The organism is Pseudomonas sp. RIT409 (assembly GCF_003052515.2).
Classification (GTDB): domain Bacteria; phylum Pseudomonadota; class Gammaproteobacteria; order Pseudomonadales; family Pseudomonadaceae; genus Aquipseudomonas.
In genome coordinates, this window is the sequence record NZ_QARE02000012.1 from 85,513 (window position 1) to 102,972 (window position 17,460).

General features: G+C 62.3%; 16 protein-coding genes. 9 read left to right on the top strand and 7 right to left on the bottom strand.

From position 1 onward, the window contains the following. Positions 1-2 precede the first annotated feature (2 nt). Positions 3-2,222 carry an EAL domain-containing protein gene (locus DBP26_RS16300; RefSeq protein ID WP_108238561.1) on the top strand — a complete coding sequence of 740 codons (2,220 nt, stop codon included), beginning with the start codon at positions 3-5 and terminating at the stop codon, positions 2,220-2,222. Here the strand turns inward: DBP26_RS16300 and DBP26_RS16305 are convergent. Then, on the bottom strand, positions 2,212-2,640 hold the full coding sequence (locus DBP26_RS16305; RefSeq protein WP_108238562.1) for an NUDIX hydrolase: 429 nt from the start codon (positions 2,638-2,640) through the stop codon (positions 2,212-2,214). The genes DBP26_RS16300 and DBP26_RS16305 overlap by 11 nt on opposite strands. Positions 2,641-2,795: 155 nt before the next feature. Between DBP26_RS16305 and yghU the strand changes: the two genes are divergently transcribed. The 3 genes from yghU (at position 2,796) to DBP26_RS16320 (ending at position 6,330) form a co-directional block, all read left to right on the top strand. After that, complete coding sequence (yghU, locus tag DBP26_RS16310; RefSeq protein WP_108238563.1) at positions 2,796-3,635, top strand: glutathione-dependent disulfide-bond oxidoreductase; 840 nt, start codon at positions 2,796-2,798, stop codon at positions 3,633-3,635. Positions 3,636-3,844: 209 nt separating this feature from the next. Beyond that, positions 3,845-6,058 carry an OsmC domain/YcaO domain-containing protein gene (locus tag DBP26_RS16315; RefSeq protein ID WP_108238636.1) on the top strand — a complete coding sequence of 738 codons (2,214 nt, stop codon included), beginning with the start codon at positions 3,845-3,847 and terminating at the stop codon, positions 6,056-6,058. Positions 6,059-6,168: 110 nt separating this feature from the next. Continuing rightward, positions 6,169-6,330: a DUF2986 domain-containing protein gene (locus DBP26_RS16320; RefSeq protein ID WP_108238564.1), complete on the top strand. Its 162-nt coding sequence runs from the start codon at positions 6,169-6,171 to the stop codon at positions 6,328-6,330. Here the strand turns inward: DBP26_RS16320 and DBP26_RS16325 are convergent. The 6 genes from DBP26_RS16325 to DBP26_RS16350 form a co-directional block, all read right to left on the bottom strand. Then, the gene (locus tag DBP26_RS16325) at positions 6,314-6,775 is read right to left on the bottom strand and encodes a type II 3-dehydroquinate dehydratase (RefSeq protein WP_108238565.1); all 462 of its coding nucleotides are present in this window, start codon (positions 6,773-6,775) and stop codon (positions 6,314-6,316) included. The genes DBP26_RS16320 and DBP26_RS16325 overlap by 17 nt on opposite strands. A 16-nt stretch (positions 6,776-6,791) precedes the next feature. After that, positions 6,792-7,415 (bottom strand): glutathione S-transferase, encoded by a 624-nt coding sequence (locus DBP26_RS16330; RefSeq protein ID WP_256600803.1) that lies wholly within the window; start codon positions 7,413-7,415, stop codon positions 6,792-6,794. After that, a complete protein-coding gene (locus DBP26_RS16335; RefSeq protein WP_108238567.1) occupies positions 7,412-8,446 on the bottom strand; it encodes an NAD(P)H-quinone oxidoreductase in 1,035 nt (344 codons plus the stop codon). Before DBP26_RS16335 ends, DBP26_RS16330 begins: the two co-directional genes overlap by 4 nt. 17 nt (positions 8,447-8,463) lie before the next feature. Next, positions 8,464-9,633, bottom strand: coding sequence for an ABC transporter ATP-binding protein (locus DBP26_RS16340; protein WP_108238568.1), 1,170 nt, complete (start codon positions 9,631-9,633; stop codon positions 8,464-8,466). 27 nt (positions 9,634-9,660) lie between these two features. After that, positions 9,661-10,086 carry a RidA family protein gene (locus DBP26_RS16345; protein WP_108238569.1) on the bottom strand — a complete coding sequence of 142 codons (426 nt, stop codon included), beginning with the start codon at positions 10,084-10,086 and terminating at the stop codon, positions 9,661-9,663. Positions 10,087-10,253: 167 nt separating this feature from the next. After that, complete coding sequence (locus DBP26_RS16350; protein WP_108238570.1) at positions 10,254-11,504, bottom strand: NAD(P)/FAD-dependent oxidoreductase; 1,251 nt, start codon at positions 11,502-11,504, stop codon at positions 10,254-10,256. Between the two features lie 387 nt (positions 11,505-11,891). Between DBP26_RS16350 and DBP26_RS16355 the strand changes: the two genes are divergently transcribed. The 5 genes from DBP26_RS16355 to DBP26_RS16375 all read left to right on the top strand — a co-directional run bounded on the left by DBP26_RS16355 (position 11,892) and on the right by DBP26_RS16375 (position 17,446). Next, complete coding sequence (locus DBP26_RS16355; RefSeq protein WP_108238637.1) at positions 11,892-12,866, top strand: LysR family transcriptional regulator; 975 nt, start codon at positions 11,892-11,894, stop codon at positions 12,864-12,866. 379 nt (positions 12,867-13,245) lie between these two features. Next, a complete protein-coding gene (locus tag DBP26_RS16360; protein ID WP_108238571.1) occupies positions 13,246-14,769 on the top strand; it encodes an amino acid ABC transporter permease/ATP-binding protein in 1,524 nt (507 codons plus the stop codon). Positions 14,770-14,804: 35 nt separating this feature from the next. Further along, a complete protein-coding gene (locus DBP26_RS16365) occupies positions 14,805-15,686 on the top strand; it encodes a phytanoyl-CoA dioxygenase family protein (protein ID WP_108238572.1) in 882 nt (293 codons plus the stop codon). Positions 15,687-15,837: 151 nt separating this feature from the next. Further along, the gene (locus tag DBP26_RS16370) at positions 15,838-16,662 is read left to right on the top strand and encodes an ABC transporter substrate-binding protein (RefSeq protein WP_177411066.1); all 825 of its coding nucleotides are present in this window, start codon (positions 15,838-15,840) and stop codon (positions 16,660-16,662) included. A 52-nt stretch (positions 16,663-16,714) separates the two neighbouring features. Further along, the gene (locus tag DBP26_RS16375; protein ID WP_108238573.1) at positions 16,715-17,446 is read left to right on the top strand and encodes a class II aldolase and adducin N-terminal domain-containing protein; all 732 of its coding nucleotides are present in this window, start codon (positions 16,715-16,717) and stop codon (positions 17,444-17,446) included. Positions 17,447-17,460 lie beyond the last annotated feature (14 nt).

The window sequence follows — 17,460 nt, forward strand, 5'->3', positions numbered from 1 at the left end:
GCATGTTCAAAACCAACTTCGCCGACTGGGCCGCCACCCGCCGCAGTCGTCAGTTGATCCTGCGTCTTTTCCCGGCGATCTGCGCGCTGTTGCTGTTGATCGGCCTCAGTGGCTTTCTGCTGGTGCAGAATGCCTTGAATCAGGACCGCGATGTCCAGCAGCGCTCGCGTATCTTCATTGCCCGCACCCTGGAGCAAGTGCGCAATGAAGTGGGGCGCAACATCATCAACTACGCCAAATGGGGTGAGGCGTACAAACACCTGCACATGACCGTCGACAAGGTCTGGGCCGATGATCAGCGCAACGTCGGTCCGATCCCGTACGAACTGTATGGCTACAACGGCGTGCTGGTCATCGACGCTCGGGACCGGACCCGCTACGCAGTGATCGATGGCAAGCCTTCGATGATTCAGGCGGGCGACTGGCTGGAAGGCGATCTGGACGGTCTGGTGCGCGACGTGCGATTATCGACGCAAAGCAACGACGGCCTGGTACGTGCGTTCAGGGTCGCCGGGGTGCCCGCGCTGGTGGCGGCGGCGACCATCAGTCCTGAGTCCGACCCCACCATCCAGCCGGTTCCCGGTCCGGCCTCGGTGATGATGTTCGTCACCATCTTGGACCCTGTGAAATTGAATCACCTGAGCGACACCTACGGCTTGCCGAGTATTTCCCTGTATGAGCGGCCGGAGCCGGGCTACGACGTCATGCCCTTGCTGGAATCGACGATCCTGTTGAAATGGATGCCGCCGCGACCCGGCATGGCTTTACTCAAACAGACCCTGCCGCTTTTTATTTCCGGCGTTCTGCTGCTCGCGGTCGTTCTCGCCATGCTGGTGCGCTACGCCTGGACGCTGGCGCGACAGATCGACGCGCAGTTCCAGGCGCTGCATGCCAGCCAACTGGAACTCAGCGGCAGCGAACAGCGTTTTCGCCAACTCTCGTTGCACGATTCGTTGACGGGGCTGGCGAACCGCTTCCGCCTGCATCAGTTTCTCGACGAACACCTCGGCCACCCGGTGACCTGGCCGTTGACCGTATTGAGCCTGGACCTCGATCGTTTCAAACCTATCAATGACGCGTTGGGGCACGCTGTCGGTGATCGCGTGCTTCAAGAAGTCGCCCGGCGTCTGCAGGCCCACGTGCACGAAGGCGACATGGTGGCGCGGTTAGGCGGGGACGAATTCATCGTGGTGCTGGTCGGCGAAGTGGGCGAGGGCGACGTCGTGGCGCTGTGCAGCCGGCTGGTCGAGGAGGTGTGCCGTCCGATTGAGGTGGAAGGGCAGACCGTGTTCATCGGTACCAGCATCGGCATCGCCCGGGCCCCCGCCGATGGCCACACCGGCGCAGAGCTGTTGAGCATGGGCGACATCGCCCTGTACCAGGCCAAGGCGGCGGGCCGCAACACCTGGCGGTTCTACGTCGACAGCATGAAGACCCACTTGCTGGCGCGTCGACAGTTGGAGCACGAGCTGCGCACGGCATTGCTGAACGATCAACTGTGCGTGCACTACCAGCCGCGCTACGCAACGGTCGACGGGTCGCTGCGCAGCCTCGAGGCGCTGGTGCGATGGCAGCACCCGGAGCGGGGCCTGTTGCCGCCGGACGCCTTCATCACGCTGGCCGAAGACACCGGTCTGATCCAGCCGTTAGGGCGCTGGGTACTGGAACGGGCCTGCCGTGATGCGATGGATTGGCCCCCAGAGGTTGGCCTGTCGGTCAACCTGTCCCCCGGCCAGTTGGCCGACCACGAAGACATCGTCGCCGTGGTCGCCCAGGCCCTGCACGGCAGCGGCCTGTCTGCGCGCCGTCTGGAGCTGGAAATCACCGAACGGGTGCTGCTGGACCACGCCCAAGGCGCGAAGGCCGCGTTGACCGCGCTGCGTACGCTGGGAGTGCGCTTGAGCCTGGACGATTTCGGCACGGGTTTCTCATCCCTTGCGTATTTGCGCCAATACCCGCTGGACGGCATCAAGATCGACCGCAGCTTCATTGCTCACCTCACAGAGCGGGGCAATGATCTGGCCATCGTCCAGGCGATGATCGACCTGGGGCGTTCGCTGGGCATGACCGTGACCGCGGAAGGTGTGGAAACCCAAGCCCAGTTGGAATGCCTGCGGCGTCACCCCTGCGATGAAGTGCAGGGCTTTCATTTCAGCCGTGCGGTTCCAGCGGATCAGTTGGCGCCCCTGTTCGGTCGAGCGCCTTCGACCTCTACCGGCTAGCCGAGACCGCGTTCGTCCAGTCGCGCAACCGGTCTTGCAGGTGCGGGATGGCGTCTTCCATCGCCAGGTAGGCGTCGACGGTACTGATACGCCAGCGCTGGCCTTCATCGCCGAAGGTGATCTGGCCGAACAGCCCCGACGGAACCTCGGCCACCATGAACCAGGTGTCCAGGCCATTGTTGCCCGCGCCCCGATAGACCCGTCGGTAGACGATCCAGGCCGGGTTCAGGGCCAGGCCGAATTCTTCGTATGCTTCGCGCAGGGCGCATGCTTCGGGCGTTTCATCGTGTTCGCGTCCGCCTCCGGGCAAGTCCCAGAGCCCGGGCCAGGGAATGCTGGGTTTGTCGTCACGCTGGTAGATCAGCAATTGGTCATCGCACAGTAGCGCGATCTTGGTGCCGGAAAAGGCTGGGTGCATGGTCGTTTCTCTGATTGAAATGTGATTGAGGCGCCCCAAGGTAACCCGATACCCCGAACCGCTCCGATCTCATGCCGGTCCGGTCATGACCCGTGGCAAAGGTTTGCCGCGGGCCACGGCGCCCCCAACAGTGACCCACTCTAGAGGTTTGTTTCATGACGAAAGACGCATACGTTCCGCCCAAGGTCTGGAAAAACGAAGCAGCATCCGGTGGGCACTTCTCCAGTATCAACCGCCCGGTGGCGGGCCCGACCCATGAAAAAAACCTGCCTGTGGGCAAGCAGCCGTTGCAACTCTACTCGCTGGCGACCCCCAACGGTGTGAAAGTCACCATCCTGCTCGAAGAGCTGCTGGCGCTGGGCAAAACCGACGCCGAATACGATGCGTGGCTCATCCGCATCGGCGAGGGCGACCAGTTCTCCAGCGGTTTTGTCGACATCAACCCCAACTCCAAGATTCCCGCCTTGGTCGATCACAGCGTCGAACCGCCGATCCGGGTGTTCGAATCCGGCTCGATCCTGCTGTACCTGGCCGAAAAATATGGTGCGCTGTTGCCCACCGATCCGGCAGGCCGCACCGAAACCCTGAACTGGCTGTTCTGGCAAATGGGCGCGGCGCCTTACCTGGGGGGCGGTTTCGGTCACTTCTACGTGTACGCGCCGGAAAAGTTCGAATACGCCATCAACCGTTTCACCATGGAAGCCAAGCGTCAGCTGGACGTGCTCGACCGTCGTCTGGCCGAGAGCCGCTACCTGGCCGGTGACAGCTACACCATCGCCGACATTGCGGTCTGGTCCTGGTATGGCCAAGTGGTGCGCGGTACGGTCTACAACGCCGCAGAATTCCTCGATGCGAAAAGCTACACCCATGTCCAGCGCTGGGCCGAAGAGATTGCCAATCGCCCGGCCGTGATTCGCGGGCTGCGGGTCAACCGCACCTGGGGTGACGAGGACAAACAAGTGCCCGAACGGCATTCCGCCTCGGACATTCGCTGACATCGGGGGCGTTTCCCCTCAGCCTCCGGCTGGCCCCAGGTGACGGGTCTCCCGCTCACCTCCGGCGCGCCGGAGGTTCATCTCACCCGCACCCTGTTCATCAGGCGCTCATCCCGCACGCCTGAGCGGCGACTCTGTCGGCGCCGCAAGACTTTCCGCTGAAAAACCGGATAATGGCCGCCATTCGTTTTTCGCTGCCGGTACCCCCCATGGAAATCAAGGTCAACTTTCTCGACAACTTGCGACTCGAAGCCAAGTTCGACGACTTCACGGTCATTGCCGACCAGCCCATTCGCTACAAGGGTGATGGCTCGGCGCCGGGCCCGTTCGACTACTTTCTCGCGTCGTCGGCCTTGTGTGCGGCGTATTTCGTCAAGCTGTATTGCCAGACGCGCAATATCCCGACCGACAACATCCGGCTGTCGCAGAACAACATCGTCGACCCGGAAAACCGCTACAACCAGATCTTCAAGATTCAGGTCGAGCTGCCAGCCGACCTCTCGGAAAAAGACCGCCAGGGCATCCTGCGGTCGATCGATCGCTGCACCGTGAAAAAGGTCGTGCAGGCCGGGCCTGAGTTCGTGATCGAGGAAGTCGAGAACCTCGACGCCGACGCGCAGGCGTTGTTGATGCCGGCGCTGCATGAAGCGGGGGGCGCCCCGGCCAACACTTACATCCTCGGCAAGGACCTGCCGCTGGAGCAGACCATCGCCAACATGTCCGGAATCCTCGCGGAGCTGGGCATGAAGATCGAGATCGCCTCGTGGCGCAACATTGTGCCCAACGTCTGGTCGCTGCACATCCGGGATGCCCATTCGCCGATGTGTTTTACCAACGGCAAAGGGGCGACCAAGGAAAGTGCGCTGGCCTCGGCGCTGGGCGAGTTCATCGAGCGGTTGAACTGCAATTTCTTCTACAACGATCAGTTCTGGGGCGAAGACATCGCCACCGCCGAATTCGTCCATTACCCCAACGAGCGCTGGTTCAAACCAGGCCCGAACGATGAATTGCCAAGCGAAATTCTCGACCCGTACTGCCTGAAGATATTCAACCGTGATGGCGAACTGCGCGGCTCGCACCTCTACGACACCAACTCTGGCAATACCCAGCGCGGCATCGTGTCGTTGCCCTTCGTGCGGCAGTCGGATGGGGAAACGGTCTATTTCCCATCCAACCTGATCGAGAACCTTTACCTGAGCAACGGCATGAGTGCAGGCAATACCCTGGCCGAAGCCCAGGTGCAGTGCCTTTCAGAGATTTTCGAGCGGGCCGTGAAGCGCGAGATCCTGGAGGGAGAGATCGCCTTGCCGGATGTACCTCTGGACGTGATCGCCCAGTACCCGGGCATCCTGGCCGGTATTCAGGGGCTGGAGGAGCAAGGCTTCCCGGTGCTGGTCAAGGACGCCTCGCTGGGGGGCGAATTCCCCGTGATGTGCGTGACGCTGATGAACCCGCGCACCGGCGGGGTGTTCGCTTCGTTCGGCGCTCACCCAAGCTTTGAAGTGGCGTTGGAGCGCAGCCTCACCGAGTTGCTGCAAGGCCGTAGTTTCGAAGGCCTCAACGACTTGCCGCCTCCGACCTTCGAAGGCCAGGCGGTCATCGAACCGAACAATTTCGTCGAGCATTTCATCGATTCCAGCGGCGTGGTGTCGTGGCGTTTCTTCAGTGCCGCGGCGGACTACCCGTTCGTCGAGTGGGATTTTTCCAGTGAAGGGGAGGATGCCAACGCACTGGAGGCCGCGACCCTGTTCGGCATTCTCGAGGGGATGGGCAAGGAAGCGTACATGGCCGTTTACGACGACCTCGGCGCCAACGCCTGCCGCATCCTGGTGCCGGGTTATTCGGAAATTTATCCGGTGGAAGACCTGATTTGGGACAACACCAACAAGGCCCTTGAATTCCGCGCCGACATCCTGAACCTGCACAGCCTGAGCAAGGTCGGCCTGAGAACCCTGGCCCAGCGTCTGGAAGCTAGCGAGCTGGACGACTACACCGACATCACCACGCTGATCGGCATCGAGTTCGACGACAACACCGCGTGGGGGCAGTTGACCATTCTGGAACTCAAGCTGTTGATCTACCTCGCCCTGCAAAAGCACGAGAAAGCCAAGGACCTGGTGGAGGCGTTCCTGCAGTACAACGACAACACCGTCGAGCGCGGCCTGTTTTATCAGGCCGTGAACGTGGTGCTGGAAATTGCGCTGGACGAGGACTTGGAACTGGCCGACTACGAGGTCAACTTCCGCCGGATGTTCGGTGACGAGCGAATGGACGCGGCGATTGGCTCGGTGGACGGCAGCGTGCGTTTCCATGGCTTGACGCCGACCAGCCTCAAGCTCGAGGGGCTCGACCGTCACCTACGGTTGATCGACAGCTACAAGAAGCTGCACGCAGCGCGAGCGAAGGCGGCAGGGTTGAACTGAGCCGTCTGCCCGGCGCTCGCGACGCTTCGTGCCAGGGCGTGGGCTGTCCGGGCCACCTTCAATCTACGGGACGGCGCACAGCGCGGCCGTCCCCTTGCCGAGCAGAATCGATGAACCGACGCAAAAAAATCGCCCAGCTACTCAAGGCCCACGCCAAGAAGGCCAATGCCAAGCTGGCCCCGCGCAGCACCAAGCCGCGCTACATCAGCAAGGCGGACCGGGCAAAAATGGACGCAGAGGCCGCTCAAGCACCCGTCACCCCTGAGGCGTGACCGCGGCTTCTTCGAGCATTTGAGCGACCGCCGTCAGCGCCAGCCGGTAGCCCCGCGCGCCCAGCCCGGCGATCACACCGGTTGCGGCCTTGGACACGTAGGAGTGATGGCGAAAGCTCTCGCGCTTCCAGATGTTGCTCATGTGCGCTTCGATGATGGGGCCTTCGAAGGCCAACAATGCATCGAGAATCGGTACCGAGCTGTAGCTGAGTCCGGCGGCATTGATGATCAGCGCATCGGCCTGCTGAAGCGCCTCCTGTATCCAGTCCACCAAAACGCCTTCGTGATTGCTTTGACGAAATTCGAGGCTCAACCCCAGCTCAGCGGCGTGGGCCTGGCAACTGGCTTCAATGCTGGCGAAGCTCTCGCTGCCGTAAGTCCCGGTTTTGTCCAGTCCGTAGAGGTTGGCGTTCGGGCCGTTGAGAAAGTAAACCGTGTGCGGCATGGGTAACTCCTGAAGCTTAGACAAAAGGACGGGTGGCGAGCATGGCCGGATGTTGGTCGAACACAGCGAACCAGGTCGCCGTCGCGGGATGGCTCTTGCGCCAATCGAGCCCTTCGAAACGGAAATCCAAGTACCCGAGCGCGCAGCCCAGGGTGATCACGCCGATGTCGTCCGGTTGCGTGCTCAACCTGTCGGCCTGGTGTTCCACTTCGGCCAGGACGGCGGTGATCTTCGTCAGTTGCCCTGCGGTCCAGTCATCCCATTGCTTGGCCGTTGGCCGGGCGACGGCCTCATAGCGCGCCAGCAACGCGGCGTCGAGCAGTCCATCGCCCAATGCCTGGCGCACCAGGCTGCTCCAGCGCCGTTCGCCGTCGCGCGGAAACAGGCTGCCGCCGGCCAGGGTGTCGAGGTATTCGCAGATCACCCGACTGTCGAACAAGGCGAGGCCTTCGGGTGTCTGCAACGCGGGCACCTTGGCCAAGGGGTTGAACCGGGCGATGCGCTCGTCACGAATGACGGGGTGGGCGGCGGATTCGAGCTTTTCGATCCGCTCGGCCAGCCCCAGGCAGTGGGCAAAGACCATTACTTTGCGCACGTAGGGGGAGGTGGAGGCGTAATACAGCTTGAACGTCTCCATCATGCCGACTCGCTGGCGGGCTCGGGCATCAACAGCACCTTGCCCAGATTGGCGTTGCTTTCCAGCAGACGATGGGCGGCGGCCGCCTCGCGCAGCGGCAGGCGGTCGTGGATCAGCGGTTTCACCTTGCCGCTGGCCAGCCATGGCAGCAGAAAGTCCCGAATGCATTCCGCGATTCGGGCTTTTGCCGCCAGGCTTTTTGGTCGCAGGGTGGAGGACGTGAGGGTCAGGTTTTTGCGCATCACGATCTGCAGGTCCAGTTCGATCTTCGCGCCCTGCAGGAATGACAGGCTGACGTGGCGACCGCCCATTGCCAGGGCGTCCAGGTTGCGGCTGACATAGGGGCCACCGACGTTGTCCAGCACCACGTCGACGCCACGGCCTTCAGTGCACTGCGCGACCACCGCGACGAAATCTTCCTGATGACGGTCGATGGCACGCCACACTCCGAGCTTTTCCAGCAGCGCGACCTTTTCCGGGCCCCCCGCAGTGGCGATGACCCGAGCCCCCACGGCATGGGCGCACTGCACGGCGAAGCTGCCGACGCCACTCGCGGCGCCGTGGATCAGCAACGTATCGCCCGATTTCAAGCGGCCCAGTTCGAACAGGTTGTGCCACACGGTAAAGGCGGCTTCCGGTACCCCGGCGGCGTCGACCAGTGGCAAATTCTGGGGAACGGGCAGGCATTGATCGGCAATGGCCACGCAATACTGTGCATAGCCCCCACCGCTGAGCAGCGCCATCACTCGATCCCCCAGCGCAATGTTGTTGACACCTTCGCCGACGGCCACCACCACACCGGCAACCTCCAGCCCGAGGATGTCCGTGACGCCGGGCGGCACCGGCAGGCCGCCACGCTGCAGCAAGTCCGGGCGGTTGACGCCCGATGCGGCAACGCGAATGAGCACCTCGCCAGCGTGCACCGTTGGCAGTGGACGCTCGACGCACGCGAGCACATCGGGGCCGCCCGGCTGGGTGGCGACGACGGCCAGTGCGGACGCTGGAAGAGGGGGAAGGTTTGCAAAATAGTTCATGGCGCTCTCAGGTTCAGTTAGGGGGCGCCGTTGCCGGGCTGAGCATCAACGGCAAAGGCGCAGGCACCGTCGCTGTCGATGCTCAGCCCGGCAACGGCGCCCACGGGCCAGCGGGTCTGGGCATCGCTGCCGGGCTGTCGTGCCAGCAGGCGATCCGGGCCCAGCGCCGGGGCGTCGAGTTGGATGTCGACGTGGTCACCCTGAAACACATGGGCGACCACAGTGGCGCTGAGGCGAGTGTCGGCGCCCAGCGGTTCGAGATGGATGTGTTCGGGTCGCAGGTAAAGATCCAGGCGCGCACCGACATCGGCTTGCACCTGCTCGGCAGGCAACCGCAGAACGCTGTCGCCGAGGGACACCTTCGCACGCTCGTCACGGCTCAGGTAGCGGCTCGGCAAGACGTTGACGTCGCCGACGAAACGGGCCACGAACGGGTCTTGAGGGTAGCGGTAGATGGCGTCCGGTGGCCCGGCCTGGTGCACCCGTCCCGCCCGCATCACCACCACGCGGTCGCTCAGGCTCAAGGCTTCGCCCTGATCGTGGGTCACGCATACGGTGGTCATCCCCAAGCGGCGCTGAAGGTCTTTGAGCTCGATTTGCATCGCCAACCTCAACGGTTTTTCCAACCCTGCAAAGGGTTCGTCCAACAGCAGCAGCCTGGGGCGAATGGCCAGTGCCTGAGCCAATGCCGCCCGTTGCCGTTCGCCACCCGACAGGTCGCGAAAGGGCCGCTCGGCGTGGGCGTGCAACCTGACCAGCGTCAACACCTGTGCGACACGGTCGATGATCTCGGTTTCGCCGACATCGCGCCTGCGCAATTCATCACCGATGCTTGCGGCAATGCTTTGGCCCGCAAGCTGTGCATCCCACTGGGGTGGGTGCTGGTTGACGATGCCGATTTCACCGAGCTGGCTGTGTGCATCGCCCGCCCATTGGCCGTCTAGAATGACCTGGCCCTGGTCGGCCGTGCACAGCCCCGCCAACAGATTGAGCAGGGTGGTCTTGCCGCAGCCCGAAGGCCCGATCAGGGTCACGAACTCACCTTCGTGGATCCTCAGCGACACGTCGTCCAAGGCCAACGAGTCGCCGAATCGCTTGCTCACGCGCTCCAGTTGTACCGCAAACGGCGCACCGGGTGCTGACGCCAGGGTGGCGAGTTCACGTGGGTCGATCGGGAAAGGGGCCATGGACACTCCGCAGGGGCAGGGCTGGGATCAGGCGCCGGTCCAGTCGTCCGGGATGACGGCGATGACGTCGATTTCCATCAACCACTCGGGCTGGCCGAGGCCGGAGATCACCAGGCCCGTGGAAATCGGGAACACCCCCTTGAGCCATTTGCCGATCTCCCGGTACACCGGCTCGCGATAACGTGGGTCGATGATGTAGGTGGTGGTCTTGACGATGTGAGAGAGGTCGGAGCCAGCTTCCTCCAGTAACTGCTTCACGTTCTTCATGGCCTGCTCGGCCTGCGCCCGCGGATCGCCCAGCCCGACCAGATTGCCCTCGAAATCGGTGCCGATCTGTCCGCGCACGTACACGGTGTTGCCGGCGCGAACCGCTTGGCACAGATCGTTGTCCAGCGACTGATTGGGGTAGGTTTCCTTAGTGTTGAACATGCGAATGCGCGTGTGGGTCGGCATGGGTGCAGCCTCGTGATCGGTGAATGGCCCCAGCTTCACACTGGCCCCGAATGGGATAAACCAGCATTTGTCAGGGGTAATGGTTAGGAAAAACCGAAGTCGCCTTGATGCCCTCCGGCCGCACCACCGACACAGGGCGATGGCGGGCCGAACCGGGGCGGCAGGCTTCAGGACGGCGCGTAGGCCATGTAGTCGTTTTGCAGCACGATGTGATCCGCGATGTATTTAGCGTCGTGCCACACCCCATAAATGAACGACGAGGCGCGGTTCACCAGGTTGGGCAAACCGAGGAAGTAAATACCGCTTTCGGCACAGATGCCGCGCTTGTGGAAGGGTTCGCCCCGGTCGTCGAAGGCGTTGACCTGCAGCCAGCTGAAATCGAATTTGAAGCCGGTGGCCCAGAGAATGGTGGTCACGCCGGCTTTTTCCAGATCCAGGCTCAGGACCGGGTCGATCAGGCATTCGGGGTCAGGCAGCAGCTCCCAGGCTTCGGGTTCGGGCGGGAAGGGCAGGCCGTTCTGTTCGATATAGGCGTCCGCGTCGCGCAGCACGTCGAAGTAGGCGCGGTCACCTTCGGCGATGTTCTCGGCCAGGCCGGGTTCGAACGTCATGACACCGTCTTCGTAAGCCTTGGTCAGGCCGACCAAGGTGATGCCTTGATGGGCCAGGCGGCGGAAATCGACGGTCTTGCCACCGTCATAACCGCTGACGGCAAACGCGACGTGCTTTTTCTTTGGCGTGATCCGCACCTCGTCCCACAGGCCCAGCGCGCCCAGCCACCAGCAGTAGTCACGGCCACGATAGGCACGTGGCGGCCGGTAATGCTCGCCCACTGACAAGTAGACTTGCTTGCCCGCGCGTCGCAGTTCTTCGGCGATCTGGGAGCCCGACGCGCCGGCACCGACCACCAGCACGGCGCCCTCGGCCAGTTGGTCCGGATTCTTGTAAGCAGACGAATGCAGCTGTTGAACGCTGGCGTGCACCGGCACGATGGGCGGGACTGCCGGACGCTGGAATGGACCGGTGGCGGCCACCACGTTCGAGGCCTCGATGACCCCTTCGGAGGTGGTCACTTTGAAGCCGGGTCGACCGACGTGGCGTTCGACCTTCAGCACCTCGACGCCGGTGCGCACTGGCGCTTTGAGCATCTGGACATAGGCCTCGAAATAATCGGCCATGCGCTCTTTGGGCGGGAAGGCCTCAGGCGAGATGTTCTCGAATTTCATGCTCGGGAAGCGGTCGTGCCAGGCCGGGCCGTTGGCGACCAGCGAATCCCAGCGCTCGGAGCGCCAGCGTTCTGCGATGCGGTTGCGCTCCAGCACGATGTGCGGCACACCCATCAGCGTCAGGTGTTCGCTCATCGCGACGCCCGCCTGGCCTGCGCCGACCACCAAGGTGTTGATTTTTTCCACTGACATTTGAATTTCCTAAAGAGAATCGACCCTGATCGGTTTCGCCGATGCTCATGCACCGACGGCAGTCCAAGGCACAGGCGCCTTGGCGACTTCATTCATCCACGGCGTCAGTGTGAGGAAGGGGATCCCGTATAGGAATTCTGCTTTTTGAACGTAGAGCTTAGGAAAAACCGAACCCTGCCCAAGCGCTGGAAACCCGATGATGGCAAATCGTCGCAGAAGTGACGTCACCGGGTTCGAGCGGCATGAACCCTGCAAATGAACCTGCCAGTGAAGCTTGCACATGAACTCGGACAGAGACCCTGCAAACAGATCCCCGGCGCCATTCGGTCGCTCATTCAAACGGTGGGCGCCGAAGTGCGCCTATCGGCTCAAGCTGTGGAGGGCGTGATGCTCAGTCGTATTACCCAACGCCAACTGGAATATTTTGTCGCCTCGGGAGAAGCAGGCAGTATCAGCGCCGCGTCAGAGCGCATACACGTTTCGTCGCCGTCGATTTCAGCGGCCATCACCCATATGGAAGCCGAGCTCGGCATCCAGCTGTTCGTCCGCCATCACGCGCAAGGCATTTCCCTGACGGCGGTCGGGCGGCAGGTGATGCACGAGGCCAAGCTGATCCTCGAACAGATGAGCAACCTCTACACCATCGCTTCGGAATCCCTGAACACCGTGCGCGGCCCGCTGCGGGTCGGTTGCCTGCATTCGCTCGCGCCCATGATCACCCCTGAACTGGTGTTCGGCTTCGGCCGTGCGTTTCCGGGGGTGCGCATTTCCCAGATCGAAGGCGACCACGAACAACTGTTGGAAAAGCTACGCAGTTCCGAGATCGACATCGCCCTGACCTACGACTTGGTGAGCAGCGATGACATCGATTTCCAGCCGCTGGCCAAGCTGCCGCCTTACGTGCTCGTCGGCGAGCATCACCCGCTGGCCCACTTGCCGGCCGTCAGCGTTCAGGACTTGGAACATCACTCTATGGTGCTGCTGGACATCCCCTGGAGCCGGGAATATTTCCTCAGTTTGTTCATCCCGGCAGGAATCACCCCCAACATCGTGATGCGCTCCAGCAACCTGGAAACCATCCGCTCCATGGTCGGCAACGGCATCGGCTACACCATTGCCAATGCCCGACCCAAGGGCAACATTTCGCAGGACGGCAAGCGCCTCGTGCGCATTCGCATGGCCGGCGGCCTGCATCCCTTGCAACTGGGTTATGCCACTGCCCGCAACGCACAGTTGTCCCGCGTGGTGGCGGCATTCACTGAACGCTGCCGCATGTTCGTGTCGGATCAATACATCCCCGGCATGGCCGCGCCCAGCTTCTTCGACCCTCACGCGGTGAAGCCCACCCGCGGCGCAGAGTGAAGATTGCGCACCACTGTCGATCATCCGGAGCCGCCCTCGCTGCTTCGGATTTTCTCGCCCCAGTCGTAAATCAGAAACGAATTTAAGCCACCTCGCCGGGCCTGCAGACTGCAGGCATCGAACACCCCAAGGATGACTCAGGACACGCCGCACCAGAAAGCGGCGCCCGCCGGAGCGCGGATCTGCCAGTGCATCCTTGTGGTGCGCGGCAGTGCCGGTGCGACATTGCATCGGTTCTGCCTACTCACTGGCGCGGTTAATCCTAATTGACCGGGAGCGACCCTCTCCACGAATCTCGTTTCAACGGTGCGCCGGGTAGCGGGTTCTGACGGAACGCCCCCGGTTGCACATTCAGATTGATTAGTTGAGCGCGGCGACGATGACTTTTGACTGGAATTACATGTTTGGTTTGCTCCTCGACGCCGAGTTCTGGCGTGCGACATGGACCGTCATCAAGCTCAGCTTCGCCACCTGGATTCTCAGTATCGTATTCGGCTTCTTCGTGGCCTTGGCCAAGCAATCGAAGCGCCCGGCGCTGAATGCACCGGCGCGGGCCTACATCTGGTTGTTCCGCAGCATCCCGCTGCTGGTGCTGCTGATCTTCGTTTATAACGTGCCGCAGGCGTTCCCATCGGCCTCGGTCGTGCTGGGCGATCCGTTCTGGGCAGGCTTGCTGGCGATGGTCATGTGCGAGACCGCCTACGTGGCGGAGATCCATCGTGGCGGCCTGCTGTCGATTCACAAAGGTCAGACCGAGGCCGCAAGAGCGCTGGGCCTGCGCTTCCTGGGCACGCAGTGGCGGGTGGTCATTCCGCAGGCGCTGCGTGTGGCGTTGCCGTCGTTGGCCAACGAATACATCTCGATCGTCAAACTCAGTTCGCTGGTCTCGGTGATCTCGCTGACCGAGATTCTCATGGTCGGCCAGCGCCTCTATTCGCAGAACTTCCTGGTCATGGAGACCATGGCGGCGGTGGCGTTCTACTACGTTCTGATCGTCACCGTGTTCGATTACCTGCTCAAGCGTCTGGAGCGCCACCTGGACGTCACCCAGCGCAACGTCTCGCGCACCCCGGATGCTGAAGTGCTGGCGCTCGCCACCCAGCCGAGCAAGGCACAACCGCGTCCGGCAACCACCGGTGTCGAAGCGCCCGCGTTGCAGGCCAGCCGCTTGCACAAGGCCTACAACGATGTCGAAGTGCTGGGGGCAGTGAGCCTGAAGATTCAACCCGGAGAAGTGGTGTCGGTGATCGGCCCCTCCGGCTCCGGCAAGACCACGCTGATTCGGCTGCTCAACGGCCTGGAGCAGATCGACAACGGCGACATCCAGATCAACGGTCAGCCGTTCATTCACCTGAACAAGCGGGGTGCGCAGAAGCCCGAGTACGTCGAGCACGCCGAACACCGCCTGAACATCGGCATGGTGTTCCAAAGCTTCAACCTGTTTCCACACCTCAACGTGCTGGACAACCTGCTCATGGCCCCGCGTTACCACCGCATGGGGACGCTGGCCGAGCTCAAGCAACAAGCGTACGCGCTGCTGCACAAGGTGGGCATGCTCGACCATGCCTGGAAGTACCCGAGCCAGCTTTCCGGTGGTCAGCAGCAACGCGTGGCCATTGCCCGCGCGCTGATGATGCGTCCGCAGATCATGCTGTTCGACGAACCGACTTCCGCCCTGGACCCGGAGAAGGTCAACGAGGTGCTGCAAGTCATCGAGGCGCTCGCTCAGGACGGCATCACCATGGTGATCGTCACCCACGAAATGAACTTCGCCTTCAAGGTTTCCGACCGCATCGTCTTTATGGAGAAGGGGCGCGTGGTCTGCGACGACAAACCCCAGGTGTTGCGAAACGGCCATAACCCCCGGGTCGACGCGTTCCTCAAGGACGTCTCGCTGGCGTGACCCCCTCATCGTCAAGTTTTGGAAAAGGTAAGCACATGATCGAGCAAGCGCAGATTGAACAGTTTCACCGCGACGGCGTTCTGGTGGTGGAGGGGGTTCTCTCGGCCGAGGAAGTGGCGGCGTTGCAGCACGACTTCGACCAATGGGTGGAGGAGAGCCGCAGCCATGAGCAAGGCTGGGGCGAGACCATCGATGGCCGGGCACGGTTCGACCTTGAGGGCGACCATCGCGCCGATCATCCGTCGCTGCGCCGGGTCAGTTCGCCGACCGAGATCTCGCCCGCCTATTTCCGGGTGGCGCTGCAGTCGCGCATGGCGCAGATCGCTGCTCAATTGATCGGCGGCAGCGGGGCGCGCTTCCACCACAGCAAGATCAACTCCAAGCTGCCGCACACCGCGACCCAGGTAAAGTGGCACCAGGACTTCCTGTTCACGCCTCACAGCAACGACGACATTGTCACCGCGCTGCTGATGGTCAGCGAAGTCACGCCGGAAAACGGCCCGCTGAACGTCATTCCCGGCAGCCACAAAGGGCCGCTGTGGTCGCATTGGCATGACCAGCGCTTCACAGGCGCGGTCGATGACCAGGTGGTCGCCGAGCACTGCCAGGCCCCGGTGGCCTGCTTCGGTCCAGCCGGTTCCGTCTGCTTCATGCACACCCGTTTGCTGCACGCTTCAAGCCCTAACGAGACCGAGCTGCCGCGCACTCTGTTCATCGGCGTCTACGCCGCAGAGGACGCACTGCCATTCGGCGAAAACCCTCTGCCCAGCAAGCACGCCGGCCTGATGGTGGCCGGCGAAGAAAGTGGCCTCGTGCGTTCCACGGCCAATCAGGTGCGATTGCCGCAAAAGCCGCGCGGCGCCTCTTTCTTCGTTCAGCAGGCCGGACAAGATCAAGCTTCTGCCCAGGGGATGTGAGAAAAGTCGCTCAGTGAATGTCAGGCAAGGTGAAACAGGTGAGGTCGCGCATGTCTATGCGCCCCCCGAGCCTGTTTTCCCTGCAACCTGACAGCGCACAGTCACTTTTCCTGCAATGCCTCAACAACCTTTAACCTTGCGGGGATACACCATGCACAAGTTTGTTCGCCCAATTGCTTTGAGTCTGGTTGGCGCAGCGGTCGCCATGACCTCGTTGGCCGCTTCGGCCTTCCAGCAGGAAGGCAAGCTGATCGCCGGTTCCGACGTGACCTTCTTCCCCTACGAGTACATGGACAACAACCGTCCGTCCGGCTTCGACATCGAGTTGCTCGACGGATTGGGCAAGATCATGGGGCGCAAGGTCGAAACCGTCGACACCCGTTTCCCAAACCTGATCACCGGTTTGCAGGGCGGGCGCTTCGACGTCACCAACTCCTCGATGTACATCACCGCTGAGCGGGTCAAAGTCATCGACATGATTCCGTACCTGAAAAGCGGCGAATCAATCCTCGCGGTCAAGGGCAGTGACTACCAGCCCAAGCGCCCGGAAGACTTCTGTGGCCACAAGATCGGCTCCATGGCCGCCACCTCCTGGCTGCAGCAGATGCACAAACTGTCGGACGAGTACTGCGTCAAGAACGGCCTGAAACCGATCGCCATCAGTGAATACGCCACTGACCCGCAAACCACTCAAGCGATGCTGGCACACGCGGTCGAAGCACAGATTACCGATGCGGCCGTTGCCCGTGGCGTGGTCGACAAGCTGGGCAATCGCGTGGTGATCTCTTCCGATACCCTGATCTACCCGGTGCTCAACGGCTTCGGTGTGAAGAAGGGCAATGACGAGGTCAAGGCCGCGCTGGTCGACGCCTTGGCCAAATACTCGAAAACGCCGGAATACGCGGCCTTGCTGAAGAAGTACAACTTCCAGGCGCCGACCGATGCGGACATCGCCGAGCTGATGCCTAAACCCTGACCGGAACTGAGTGCGTGCCGCGCTGCATCGGCGGCACGTCGGAGAGCGACCCATGGCGTTATCGATTGAAGAACAGGCGCGCATCGACCTGGCCGCGACGTTTCGCATCGTCGCGCACCTCGGGATGCACGAGGCGGTGGCCAACCATTTCAGCGCCGCGGTCTCGGCCGACGGCAAACAGTTTCTGATCAACCCGAAGTGGAAGCACTTTTCCCGGATCCGCGCCAGCGATCTGCTGTTGCTGAACGCCGACGACCCGGCCTGTGCCGCGCATCCGGAGGTGGACGCGACGGCATGGTCGATTCACGGGCAGATACATCAGCGCTTGCCGCACGCGCGGGCTGTGCTGCATTTGCATCCGGTCTACACTACGGCGGTGGCCTGCCTGGCCAAGCCTGAGGTGTTGCCGGTCGATCAGAACACCGCCCGCTATTTCAATCGGGTGGCGGTCGATGAAATGTACGGCGGCATGGCCGACACCGAAGCGGAGGGCGCACGGCTGGCCGGGTTGCTGGACGGCAAGCGCCGCTTGTTGATGGGCAACCACGGCGTCATGGTCATCGCCCCGGACATTGGCGAGGCCTTCGACGACATCTGGACACTGGAGCGGGCATGCCAGATCCTGGCGACGGCCTGGTCGACCGGGCAACCGTTGCGGGTGCTGTCTGACGAGGTCGCCGAAAAGACCGCGAAAGGCTGGGAAAAGATCACTGATTTTTCCCGTCGCCATTTCGAGGAAATGAAGCAGCTGATGATCGACGCGGACCCTTCGCTGCTCGACTGATGTCAAATCCGCCA

What these genes read in the sequence shown, in the direction of transcription:
- DBP26_RS16335 (WP_108238567.1), bottom strand. Translation starts at nt 8,446, where the DNA reads ATGAACTATTTTGCAAACCTTCCCCCTCTTCCAGCGTCCGCACTGGCC.
- DBP26_RS16370 (WP_177411066.1), top strand. Translation starts at nt 15,838, where the DNA reads ATGCACAAGTTTGTTCGCCCAATTGCTTTGAGTCTGGTTGGCGCAGCG.
- DBP26_RS16350 (WP_108238570.1), bottom strand. Translation starts at nt 11,504, where the DNA reads ATGTCAGTGGAAAAAATCAACACCTTGGTGGTCGGCGCAGGCCAGGCG.
- DBP26_RS16375 (WP_108238573.1), top strand. Translation starts at nt 16,715, where the DNA reads ATGGCGTTATCGATTGAAGAACAGGCGCGCATCGACCTGGCCGCGACG.
- DBP26_RS16345 (WP_108238569.1), bottom strand. Translation starts at nt 10,086, where the DNA reads ATGCCGACCCACACGCGCATTCGCATGTTCAACACTAAGGAAACCTAC.
- DBP26_RS16355 (WP_108238637.1), top strand. Translation starts at nt 11,892, where the DNA reads ATGCTCAGTCGTATTACCCAACGCCAACTGGAATATTTTGTCGCCTCG.
- yghU (WP_108238563.1), top strand. Translation starts at nt 2,796, where the DNA reads ATGACGAAAGACGCATACGTTCCGCCCAAGGTCTGGAAAAACGAAGCA.
- DBP26_RS16315 (WP_108238636.1), top strand. Translation starts at nt 3,845, where the DNA reads ATGGAAATCAAGGTCAACTTTCTCGACAACTTGCGACTCGAAGCCAAG.
- DBP26_RS16325 (WP_108238565.1), bottom strand. Translation starts at nt 6,775, where the DNA reads ATGCCGCACACGGTTTACTTTCTCAACGGCCCGAACGCCAACCTCTAC.
- DBP26_RS16365 (WP_108238572.1), top strand. Translation starts at nt 14,805, where the DNA reads ATGATCGAGCAAGCGCAGATTGAACAGTTTCACCGCGACGGCGTTCTG.
- DBP26_RS16305 (WP_108238562.1), bottom strand. Translation starts at nt 2,640, where the DNA reads ATGCACCCAGCCTTTTCCGGCACCAAGATCGCGCTACTGTGCGATGAC.
- DBP26_RS16340 (WP_108238568.1), bottom strand. Translation starts at nt 9,633, where the DNA reads ATGGCCCCTTTCCCGATCGACCCACGTGAACTCGCCACCCTGGCGTCA.
- DBP26_RS16320 (WP_108238564.1), top strand. Translation starts at nt 6,169, where the DNA reads ATGAACCGACGCAAAAAAATCGCCCAGCTACTCAAGGCCCACGCCAAG.
- DBP26_RS16300 (WP_108238561.1), top strand. Translation starts at nt 3, where the DNA reads ATGTTCAAAACCAACTTCGCCGACTGGGCCGCCACCCGCCGCAGTCGT.
- DBP26_RS16360 (WP_108238571.1), top strand. Translation starts at nt 13,246, where the DNA reads ATGACTTTTGACTGGAATTACATGTTTGGTTTGCTCCTCGACGCCGAG.
- DBP26_RS16330 (WP_256600803.1), bottom strand. Translation starts at nt 7,415, where the DNA reads ATGATGGAGACGTTCAAGCTGTATTACGCCTCCACCTCCCCCTACGTG.